The sequence below is a fragment of the Coxiella endosymbiont of Amblyomma nuttalli genome (assembly GCF_018107685.1).
Taxonomy (GTDB): Bacteria; Pseudomonadota; Gammaproteobacteria; order Coxiellales; family Coxiellaceae; genus Coxiella.
Map to the genome: position 1 here is coordinate 865,181 of NZ_CP064834.1, position 12,003 is coordinate 877,183.

The following is a 12,003-nucleotide window of genomic DNA, read 5'->3' on the forward strand; positions in this document are numbered from 1 at the left end:
ACAGGCATCTTATTGACTAATAATATTCATTGTTTGTTTCCCTTACAAAACGTCGGCGTTACAAGCACAAATATAATCTGACATATATCCATCTAATTGCCAACTCAGATCATAATCTAATCGGTTTTACACATCATGTCCTCCACAACATTCATATTATTTATGATAATTTATTCTTTTGCCAAAGGAGGGAATAAGTGGTCAGTAAGATTATTATGAACCAATAGACAAGTTAAGTGGCTAATTACCAAGCAACGCGTTTGGTAATGCATTGACTCATAAAAGCACTGGAGGTCGTAAATTAGATTAATATCAGTAATGTATTGATGTCTATCAAGGCAAGGAACTTCCACAATTTTCATCAACACTGAGGTGAAAAATAAGAAACAGGCTGCACTATAGTTATCCTGATATTGCGATTTCAATAAGAACTATGGAAATATCTTTTTAACAAACAAGTTCGCCGCATACGCTGAACTCTTCTGCAGAAATAAAAATTCAAAAAACGATTTTTCCGACATCCTCTTGCGGTGAAGGTCACAATTAATCTATCCAAACACGCGCATTACGAAACATCTGCATCCAAGGACTCATTTTCATTTCTTTCCATCTTTTAGGATACCAAGACAGTTGCACAGTGCGAAAAACACGCTCTGGATGAGGCATTAAAATGGTAATGCGACCATCCGGTACAGTAAGTCCTGTAATACCATCTGGACTGCCATTAGGATTAGCTGGATAAGTTTCTGTAGGTTGACAATTGTAATCCAAGTAACACAATGTAACGAGTTTATTATCTTTTATGAATTGTTTTTCTCCTTTTTGAAAAACAGCCCGACCTTCACTATGAGCAACAGTGATTGGTAACTGGCTATCTCTCATATCTTTGAAAAAGATAGATGGTGATTCAAAAATTTTAACTAGAACCAAACGCGCCTCAAATTGTTCTGACATATTGCGCTTGAAAGCCGGCCAGTGCTGAGCACCAGGAATCAAAGATTTTAAATGGGCAAAAAGTTGGCATCCATTGCAAATACCTAAGGCAAAACGATTAACATCGTGAAAAAATGAAGCGAACTCATCGCAAATTTTAGAATGCATTAAAATCGATTGTGCCCATCCACGACCCGCCCCTAACACATCACCAAAAGAAAAACCGCCGCAAGCTGCGAGTCCTTTAAAATTCATTAAATTAACTCTACCGTCCAATAAATCACTCATATGTACATCTACACTCTCAAAACCTGCCAAATAAAATGCCGCTGCCATTTCACGATGACCGTTAGTTCCTTGCTCTCGTAAAATAGCTACACGTGGTCGTGCGCCTTTATTGATATAAGGTAAGGTAATATTTTCTTCGATATCAAAAGTGACTGTTGCAGTTAATCCCGAATTTTTTTTATCTAAAAAATAATCAAATTGTTGCTTGGCACAATCTGGATTATCTCGAATAGATTGTAAACGATAACTCGTCTCACTCCACCACCTTTGAAGCGTCGTACGAGTTTCACGATAGAGTGTTTTGTTCTCAAAATTAATCACTATTTCATCTGAATTATTGACCTCTCCTATAATGTGGGTATGGGCTTTTAAATTTCTTTTCCTTAAAATGGTTAATATTTCTTCAATATTTTCCTCTTTAACTTGAATGACAGCACCTAATTCTTCAGTAAATATACTAGCTATTGGATGAATACCTAGTGAATCCAATTTGATAGTAACGCCCATACGTCCAGAAAAAGCCATTTCACAAATAGTGACAAATAAACCGCCATCAGATCGATCGTGATAAGCTAACAATAATTTTTTTCGATTGAGCAATTGAATCGCTTCAAAAAAATGACGCAATAACATGGGATCATTAACGTCAGGTGTTTTTTGACCCAATAAATTATTGGTTTGTACTAAACATGATCCGCCCAATGAATTAGCGCCGTTCCCTAAGTCGATTAATAATAGCTTAGTTTTTTTTATCTCTGTTTGTAATTGAGGTGTTAAGATGTTGCGTACGTCAACCACAGGTGCCATTGCAGTGATGATCAATGAGATGGGAGATATGACGGTTTTATTTTGACCTTTATCCATCCAAATGGTCCGCATAGATAATGAATCTTTCCCCACAGGAATACAAATCCCTAACGCGGGACACAATTCTTTGGCAACAGTATTCACCGCTTCATACAAACCTGCCCCTTCCCCTGGAGTATCTACTGCAGCCATCCAATTGGCTGATAATACCAGATTGGAAAGTGTTTCAATGGAACTTGCGGCGATATTTGTAATGGCTTCTCCTATCGCCATTCGTGCCGATGCCGCTGGATGAATAATAGCAATCGGTGATCGTTCGCCTATAGCTAATGCTTGTCCCTGAAATTCCGTAAAACTATGAGTTATTGCGGCAACATCAGCCACGGGTACTTGCCATGGACCAACCATTTGATCTCGGACGACCATGCCTCCTACTGTACGGTCACTAATCGTAATTAAGAAACTTTTGTCAGCTACACAAGGATATTGCAAAATACGTTTTACTGTCTCTCTCCAATCCAAATTTGTGCTTGTACTATCGCAAGCTCGTATTCCGTCACTTACACTTCTCCTGCTGAATTCACGGTCTTGCTGCATCAGCTCACAGCTTGTCGGGAAAGAAAATAAATCTACCTCAGGAGAAGTAACATCCACTCTGGATTGAAGTAACGATTCAAAATGTTTATCTTCACATTTTAAGGGCGGTATATCTTCGAACAATAAAGACAATTGGAGACTAACAGGCTGATTATTAAAATACTCATCATTCACAATCAACTTTTTATTTCCTATAGCTTGCCCAACCACAGAGAAAGGACAACGTTCTCGCCTAGCTATATCACGAAAAACTACCAATGATTCTGCTTTAATAGCTAACACAAATCGCTCTTGTGCTTCATTGCACCAAATTTCAAGCGGAGTCATTCCAGGTTCTGCGTTTGGAATATCTCGCAATTTAAATTCGCCGCCACACTTTGTGAGATGCACTAATTCCGATAATGCATTCGACAACCCTCCTGCACCAACATCATGGATACTTAAAATTGGATTGTCTTTTCCAAAGGCAACACAAACGTTAATAACTTCTTGTGCCCGACGCTGCATTTCTGGATTGGATCGTTGAACTGAAGCAAAATCTAAAGCTTCTGTAGATTCTTCACTCGTTTTTGAAGAAGCTGAACCTCCACCCAATCCAATCGCCATTGCAGGGCCACCCATGACAATTAACAACGCTCCTTCACTAAAAGTTTCTTTTTCAATTTGAGAATGACGAATATGCCCAATGCCGCCACTTATCATGATGGGCTTATGATAACCATATGGACCATATTCCAACGTTCGAAAATAACCACAAACATTTGGTCGCCCAAATTCATTATTAAATGAAGCAGCACCGATAGATCCTTGTAATATGATATCTAATGCAGACGCTAATGATTTCGGTTTACTTTTTTCTATTTCCCAAGGCTGTGAAAAACCAGGAATTTTTAGATGCGATACAGAAAATCCTGTTAATCCCATCTGGCTTTGCGCACCTCGCCCCGTGGCTGCTTCATCACGAATTTCTCCGCCACTCCCTGTCGCTGCACCTGAAAAAGGTGAAATAGCAGTTGGATGATTATGAGTTTCTACTTTTAGTACGATGTGTATAAGTTCTTTTTGCATCCCATAAAGATTGTTGGCTGGATTAATAGAAAAATAATCTGTCGTATGACCTTTGATAATCGCCGCATTATCTCGATAAGCCATTATGACCTGGTTAGGATGTGTTTTATACGTGTAATGAATCATCGCAAATAAGGATTCATCTTTACGTTGTCTGTCAATTGTCCACTCTGCATGAAAAATTTTGTGTCGGCAATGTTCGGAATTTACTTGAGCGAACATCATTAGTTCAGCGTCGGTAGGATTACGATTTAATTTCTTAAAAACACTTGATAAATAATTAATATCATCATCGCTTAAAGCCAGTCCCAAATTTTGATTGGCTTCTTTTAATGCCGTTTCTCCTTCTAAAATATTAATCGAGTTAAACGTTTTGGATGACGGGTGTTGAAACAACAACGGCAAATCATCATTGGAAAATAAAATGGATTCTAACAAGGGGTCATATAATTCTGAAATTATAGCTTGTATACTTTGCTTATCAGTTGATGCAATCCCTTGAAAAACATAATAAATTCCTCTTTCAATACGACTAATAGGAATTGCGCAGTTGTTGGCAATATCGGTGGCTTTCAATGACCAAGGAGAAATCGTTCCTATTCGAGGTACAACCCAACAAGCAAAAGTCTCTCTGAATTGGAAATGATCACAAAAATAGGCGTTGGGTAATAAACGTTCTAATCGTTCCCGATCGTTATTGTCTAATCGGCTATCGTCACAATCGACAAAATAGCCGAATTTCGCCTTAATACCTCTAATATCTGATCTCTTCTGCTTACAGCAAAAGAGCATTTGCTGTTGACGGAGTAAAGTACAGACGCTATTACTCTGTAAAAATAGCATAATCAACCTTTCAGAGATAAAAAGTGGCACTCACTACTTTTCCATCTCATTTTTGTACCATACAAGTGACAATTCGTAAAAATTCAAAGATCTGGATCACTACTCACAGTTTAATTTTGAGAAAACCGTTTGTACTATGACGGGGTAATTTTTCTTTTTAGAAGTTAAATTTATTTCAAAAATCAGTTTCATTTCAATTAATAACACCAGGAGTTCAGTATTCACTATACAATTACTGAGGCAACACACAAGTTTTTCACAGGCACTCTCCTATGGAGGTGTATCGAATACGATATACACTCATAGATACGCACTCATAGATATGCGCTAAATAGATCTTGCCATTCATTAACTAGTACTTTTAACAGCACTTTTAACGAGAAGAGCGATATTATCCTCCGTGTTTATGAAGAGTTATCAAGATCAATCCATATTAATCCATGCAACAAAATTCAACAAATCAAGAATGATCTTGGCCTTTCTCTAGCTTAAGCACTGTACCTTAATCTTAATACGTTATTGTTATAAATTTCTAGACAATATTTTTTGCGCTCAATTTATTTTTATCAGTAGCCAAAAATTTTTCCTTTTATTTTTTACCTTTATGTTTCTACATTACTGATTTCGTTTTTGTTTTCATCTAAAAAATCGTCATTTTAGACATCTTAATTTGAAAGATGAATAAAATCAATCATTCCATATAGTCTTTATAGTCTTTTCCAAATCAGATTTTAATGACATTCATCCCAACAAAGTTATTTAAATTAGCAGTATAGATATAGTAACAGGGCTCTCCACTATTCAGCAAAACGATTCTAGAAAAGCCAACTGCTTTTTACACACGTAGAAGCTAACCTTGGATCAAAATTTAATACATCTATATTATTCACCTACTTGATTTTACTACACACATTGTATTTATACATTACTTCAATGATAGCAAAACTACACTTTTTAAGATTCTATATAACTTCTATTGTTATTATTTAAGTACTCGCTCATTACTACTTATATCCTTTTAGAATCCCTAAAACTCACGCTTACTAATCTCAGTTCATAAAGAAAACTATTAAAGTCAATATAAAACCATATCAAGATCCTATGGTAATTTTTAACCAAGTCCTGTAAAATAAAAAGAAGAAATAGCGCGATAATGTAGAATACGGCTCAAGTTCAATTACGCAATTAACAATCGACTTTCCATCGCTATCAAGCTGGCACTATCGCCAACAGCAATAGTGTTAATAGTTGGAAGTGTTGTTAATAATGTAGAGATAAAAGCTCGAGGTAAATGTAACTGATGTGATCATCAGCTTGTGGTCAGTACCTGACATCCACCTCATTAAAAGACCGGTAGCGACGGCACGACACTGCTCATGATGTTGTGGTTAATATAAATTCTATTTGCGTGACCCTAATTGCTGAATCCTAATAAGCCTATTTTTCAATCGGATGGGAATACGCTGCTCTTCGTCATACGCTAAGTCAATCAACCATTCAATTACCGTTTTAATACACTTGAATAGCTAATTTTAATCTCTCTAATTTTTTAAAAGATTTGTCTTTAAATAAGCTCACAAAATATCTAAAGAAACCTCTATAACTATAACCGATACGTTTCTTCGGTATCGATTGTTATGTAATCTTTTTGTTGTTTTATATGTAGTACCAATTCCTTAAGGCAATTATTAGTTAAAAGGTACACTTAATTCGCGCTTTTTAAATTCATAACACGGATATAACGTAGACATTTTCAATGAAATGCTAAGCGCCTTAAAAATATCTTCAGTGGAATATCTGCTGTTACTCGATGCTACTGATAATCAAAAATTTAAATGATCAGTATCTGTTATGTTCGCGCCTTTCTCCTAGATATGTCTAAGAACACAAAATCTCTCTTCATTAAAGATTCATGATTCTTGCGAATGTAATGCACAAACATACTTCATAATTAGACTTTTTCCGCTTTCTAGAATCCGCCGGCTACTAGCGGCCAACATAAAAAAATTACTCTTCTTTTGTCTCTGGAAAGCTCATTTACCAATCAAGACCAATATAATCCGAAATGAATTTTACTATCCACTATCAAGCAAAATAATCAGGCTGCATGCCCACTCATTTATTAAACACTAACGGAAAAGATATCGGCAGCATTTATCAGCAAACCACTTAATCAAGAGGCTATTTAACCACGCAAGTAGCGATAAAGATATGAAATAAACGATATACCCATATTATTATGAATTATGAATTATCTTTGCTGATTCTTAGCAGGGAATTATTGCTCACATAAACTAATAATCGTTAAGTGATAAAGTTACTACTCAATTAATTTATTAAAAAAACAATTTGGTCAAATATTTCTCACACATTGATAAAACTGAGCAACGTGAAGGACAAATTAGTGGATTACTTCATACAACAAACATCCTAGCTGCTTTGTTCATCGATACGGAGATTTTGACGCATATCTTAAGCATACGCCTATGTCCATTACCTATTCAATGTATTCTTCCGCTGTGAAAGGAGACAAGGAGATCAATGATATTGATGGTGTGATCTTTGATGACATATCTGAGTTTTGTTGCTCTAGGTTTACCAAACGCAGTGAATACGCCAATTAGATAAATTCTTCGCCATTTGCTATAACCTCTAAAGTGCCATAGAATCTTGATATTTATTACCAAGCAGTGTATTTTCTCCAGTTGGCTTGAGCTGAGCGTAATTAACAACCGAATACAGTTAACGATATAGAGTCGGTTTATAGTTCAAAAGAGTGGTGATTATTTACAATGATAAGAATTATTCCTTAATATCTCACGACGAAAATCTTTTCGTTTCAGAGATGGAAAGATTAGTTTGATTATGCATCATTAATTGGTCCGGATGATTTGCTTTATTGCAGTGTGCTATTACCGCTCCACGCGCTTCACACATCCACTCGAAATAATGTCGATTTTAAAACAACACTATCTCATGGAAACCACCATTTTTATTATTTTGATTTATTGTTATTCATTCTTGCTTTCCAAAAAAAAATTATTACTTACAAAAAGACTACCTCATCGATAGAATACCTCGTCAGTTTGATATTTTTTAGATCACTTGAAAATCGATCGATTGCCTAGGTTAAAAATGCGCGATTGAAATAGAATGGTAATTTTGCATTAGGAGGTTATTCATGGATTTATATCAACGTATCAAATATAATTTTAACGAAAGCATTCAAACTAAAATTACTTCGATCGATGTCCTTGTTGATCCAATTGCTCGGGCAGGAGCATTGATGGTCCAGTGTTTACTTAAGCATCACAAAATACTCACCTGTGGTAACGGAGGATCAGCTGCGGACGCTCAGCATTTTTCTTCAGAAATGCTGAATCGTTTTGAATCGGAACGGCCGAGTTTACAAGCTATTGCACTTACCACCGATCCATCCACCGTGACTTCCATAGCCAATGATTATAGCTTCACTGAAATTTTTGCAAAACAAATTAAGGCATTAGGATCCAGCGGTGATATACTATTAGCTATTAGCACGAGTGGTCGCTCAAAAAATATTCTCCAGGCAATAGAAGCTGCTCATCAACGAGAAGTGAATGTCGTCGCATTAACGGGCCATGATGGTGGAGAACTTATAGCGCTGCTCAATAGTAATGATATTGAGATACGTGTTCCGGCTACATCAACCGCACGAATTCAAGAAACTCACTTACTGATTATTCACTGTCTCTGCGATATTATTGATCGACAATTGTTTTTTTGCATTTGAGGAATAGATATGAAAAAACTATTATTCTTAGTTTTATTCATTTTTCCTTTAGTAGGCTGTGTGCCTGCTGCCATACTTGTTGCAGGTGCTGCTGGCGCAACATTGGGAGGAGCAGTAATCTATGATCAACGTAATTACCAAACGATGAAGCAGGATTACAATGCTTATTCTTTGGCTCAATACCAATTGTCCAATGATTCTCTGCTCAAAGGTCAATCTCATATTTCCATTTCAGTATTTAACAACATTGCTTTACTTGTAGGAGAAGTGAAAACACCAGAAATGCGTGATTATGCTTATCAAATCGTTTCAAAAATCCCGAATATTCGACGCATTTACAACGAGATTAACATTAATATTCCAACTTCAGCCATACAGCAGGCAAATGATGCCTGGATCACTACTAAAGCTCGTGTTCTTATATTAGGTACACCTGGCTTGCGTTCTTCTAATCTTAAAGTAATTACACAAAATAATGTTGTTTATTTGATGGGAATCGTTACTCCTAAACAAGCAGCTATGGTAGCTGATGTAGCTCGACGAATTTCTGGCGTAACAAAGGTTATTAAAGTATTTGAATACGAATAAAAAAACTCATCTTTACTATAACAAATGCATGCTGACCATAGAATTCTACTTAGAAAATTACTCATAATCCAAAAATCAGACAAACCAACTGACTCAAATATAATGCGGGCGGTAAAAGAATACGACCTAATAAACCAAACACTAGTAGTCCTAATAAAATCCAAATTCCATACGGCTCTATTTTAGAATAATTATAAGAAACTCTTTTCGGTAAAATTGCTAAGAGTATTCGACTACCATCGAGAGGAGGAATCGGAATCAAATTGAGTATCATCAAAACTATATTGATCAATACCCCAAAAAACCCTGCGTTATAGAAGAAAGCGGAAACATCTCTAACAATACTAATAGAGTTGTCCACATTATCTCCGAAAAAAAGACTTAATTTCGTCACTACAGCCCATAACAACGCCATAGCAAAATTAACCAATGGACCGGCTAGAGCAACTAACATCATATCACGACGAGGATTTTTTAAATTTTGCCATGTAACAGGGACAGGTTTCGCCCAACCAAAAGGAAACGTAAATTTGCTAAGAACCAACATTAAGATCGGTAAAATAATAGTGCCAAAAAGATCAATGTGCTTCATAGGATTCAGTGTAATACGCCCCATCATGAAAGCTGTTTTATCCCCTAATTTATTGGCTACCCAACCGTGAGCAGCTTCATGTAAGGTAATCGCGAATAAAAGCGGTAAAATAATAACTGCAATGAGATGCGTGATATTTGAGAAATTCATAAAGGTCATTGTACAACAATTTCACCCAATAGCCTATCTAACGATTTTCAAAGCCGGCCTACCTGTCTTAGTTGGTATGTCGTCGGTTGTCGGCAGAAGATTTCTTCCACCACTCTCTCCGTTCACTTCTTCATCATTAAATATCATCCCATAGTTATTTTCGATAGCATAAATCGCTTTAACAGAGAATATAGGAATAAAAACATGATGAACAACTCCAGAAAAACGCGCATCAAATTCAATGGCATCATTTCCCATACGTAAATTCCCTACCGCTTTTGGCTCGATATTCAAGATAATCATATCATTTTCAATAAAGCGCTTTGGTACCTCAACATCAGGAATCGTAACGTCCACCATAATATGGGGAGTGAGTTGGTTGTCAATAAGCCATTCATAGAGTGCCCTTAATATATAAGGACGACTAGGCATCATGTGTTTCTCTAAGTTCACGTTCTGCTTCGCTCAAACTTGCCCGGAAAGATGCTCGTTCAAAGAGACGTTTTTTATAATTGAAAATTGCTTTTGCTGAGGTACGCGATAAATTCACGCCAACATATGGTAATCGCCATAACAATGGCGCCATCACACAATCAACTAAAATGAAATCATCGCTCATAAAATAGGGTTTCTCCGCAAAAATAGGATCCATCGCAATTAGATCCTTCTTCAGCGCATCACGGTTTGCCTCTACTTGCTTAGGAATTCCTTCTTCAATAGTTTTCATTTGATAGTATAAATCTCGTTCGATACGATACATTAATAGGCGACATATAGCACGAGCGACAGGATAGACTGGTAAAAGCGGTGGATGAGGAAAACGCTCGTCTAGGTATTCCATAATGATATGTGGATTGAATAAAACTAACTCACGATCCACTAACGTCGGTAAAGTATTATAAGGATTAAGCTCCGCTAACTCTTCACGAGGGTGATTAGAATCGACACTAACTATATCTACATGAACGCCTTTTTCCGCTAATACGACGCGGACCTGGTGACTATAAATATCCAAAGGACCTGAATACAAAGTCATGATTGAGCGTTTTAGCATCGTCATGTGGATTTTATCGTTTGGAGTACTGGGTGCCTTTTCGTGCCTTATGCAGGCCTACTTTCTTACGCTCAACCATTCTCGGATCACGAGTAACAAATCCTGCTTTTCGCAACATGCTGCCCCAAGAACCACATTCCCCACCTTCTTTATCATAACCTATTAAGGCACGGGCAATTCCATGACGAACGGCACCTGCCTGTCCGCTATGCCCACCGCCTTCAACAGTCGCATATATATCAAATCGGGAATCAACATCCAATTTGATCAACGGTTGACGTACGATCATACGAGCAGTTTCCCGGCTAAAATATGCGTCCAATGGTCTTCCATTAATGAATATCTCCCCAGTACCTGATTTTAAAAAAACCCGCGCGCAGGCAGTTTTCCGCCGGCCTGTACCTAGACTCTGCTTTTCTATCTCTTGTGCCACCTGTCTCAGGACCCTCCCTTATAATCCAGTCAATTCTGGCCGCTGCGCTTCATGTAGATGTTTATTTCTTGCATAAATCTTCAGTTTACGATACATCCGACGCCCTAAAGGGCCTCTAGGTAGCATACCTTTAACTGCTAGTTCTAACGGACGTTCCGGTTTTCTGGCCTGTAAATTAGCAAAATTAGTAGTCTTCAGACCACCCGGATAACCGGAATGACGATGATACTGCTTACTTTCAGTTTTATTACCTGTGACAATTAGTTTATCAACATTAATAACGATCACAAAGTCTCCGCTGTCTATGTGAGGAGTATACTCTACTTTGTGTTTTCCTCGTAAAATCGCTGCGATTTGACTAGCAAGTCGTCCCAATACCTTACCACTGGCGTCAACCAATAACCAGCGGCGACTTATCGTGTTTACATTGGCTATATAAGTCATCACAGGCCAAATCCCCTAAAATATTTAGAAGCAAATTGATCATGATACAGTATATTCTTGTAAAATACAAGACACACATGTCTAAATAATTTTCTAAATATGCTATTTACATTATCTAACTAACAAGAATAACAAAGTCAAGCATGCTTATTCTGAGCATAAAAGTGTAAAATCACTATCAATGATATACAGTATTAAGGAGAGCTATTAGAGTGCTTTAAAAAGAAAGAAATAATATTAGGAAAGTATAACAAATTAGCGTAAAATGCAAAAAGCATGCACTATAGAGCTTGTACGCCTTATAAAAGTAGAAATTATCCGCTCATACCCTGAAATTACAGACCACAACATCAATAAAAAAATAAGTTAATGCGATCTTTTTGAAGACTTGAGCAAAGGAAATGGTGAAATAATTCTTCAAGGATAGAGCTAAC

Annotated in this window: 8 protein-coding genes; 2 read left to right on the plus strand and 6 right to left on the minus strand. The window is 36.9% G+C overall.

Features of this window, described 5'->3' with window-relative positions; all coding sequences use genetic code 11:
* Positions 1-543: 543 nt before the first annotated feature.
* Positions 544-4,536, minus strand: a complete 3,993-nt coding sequence (gene purL, locus CEAn_RS03155; RefSeq protein ID WP_211923749.1) for a phosphoribosylformylglycinamidine synthase — start codon at positions 4,534-4,536, stop codon at positions 544-546.
* Between the two features lie 3,181 nt (positions 4,537-7,717).
* Between purL and CEAn_RS03160 the strand changes: the two genes are divergently transcribed.
* Entirely contained in the window at positions 7,718-8,308 is a 591-nt protein-coding gene (locus tag CEAn_RS03160; protein WP_211923750.1) for a phosphoheptose isomerase, read from the plus strand.
* Positions 8,309-8,317: 9 nt separating this feature from the next.
* Positions 8,318-8,896 (plus strand): BON domain-containing protein, encoded by a 579-nt coding sequence (locus CEAn_RS03165; RefSeq protein ID WP_211923751.1) that lies wholly within the window; start codon positions 8,318-8,320, stop codon positions 8,894-8,896.
* 61 nt (positions 8,897-8,957) lie between these two features.
* Here the strand turns inward: CEAn_RS03165 and CEAn_RS03170 are convergent, their stop codons facing one another.
* Genes CEAn_RS03170 through rplM form a run of 5 tightly spaced genes read right to left on the minus strand, consistent with a single transcriptional unit; the run spans position 8,958 to position 11,572 of the window.
* Positions 8,958-9,638, minus strand: coding sequence for a site-2 protease family protein (locus CEAn_RS03170; RefSeq protein ID WP_211924184.1), 681 nt, complete (start codon positions 9,636-9,638; stop codon positions 8,958-8,960).
* A gap of 33 nt (positions 9,639-9,671) precedes the next feature.
* Positions 9,672-10,073: a ClpXP protease specificity-enhancing factor gene (locus CEAn_RS03175; RefSeq protein WP_211923752.1), complete on the minus strand. Its 402-nt coding sequence runs from the start codon at positions 10,071-10,073 to the stop codon at positions 9,672-9,674.
* The gene (locus CEAn_RS03180) at positions 10,063-10,692 is read right to left on the minus strand and encodes a glutathione S-transferase N-terminal domain-containing protein (protein WP_211924185.1); all 630 of its coding nucleotides are present in this window, start codon (positions 10,690-10,692) and stop codon (positions 10,063-10,065) included. The genes CEAn_RS03175 and CEAn_RS03180 overlap by 11 nt, the downstream gene beginning before the upstream one ends.
* 13 nt (positions 10,693-10,705) lie before the next feature.
* Positions 10,706-11,125: a 30S ribosomal protein S9 gene (gene rpsI / locus CEAn_RS03185; RefSeq protein ID WP_211923753.1), complete on the minus strand. Its 420-nt coding sequence runs from the start codon at positions 11,123-11,125 to the stop codon at positions 10,706-10,708.
* An 18-nt stretch (positions 11,126-11,143) separates the two neighbouring features.
* On the minus strand, positions 11,144-11,572 hold the full coding sequence (gene rplM, locus CEAn_RS03190; RefSeq protein WP_211923754.1) for a 50S ribosomal protein L13: 429 nt from the start codon (positions 11,570-11,572) through the stop codon (positions 11,144-11,146).
* Positions 11,573-12,003 lie beyond the last annotated feature (431 nt).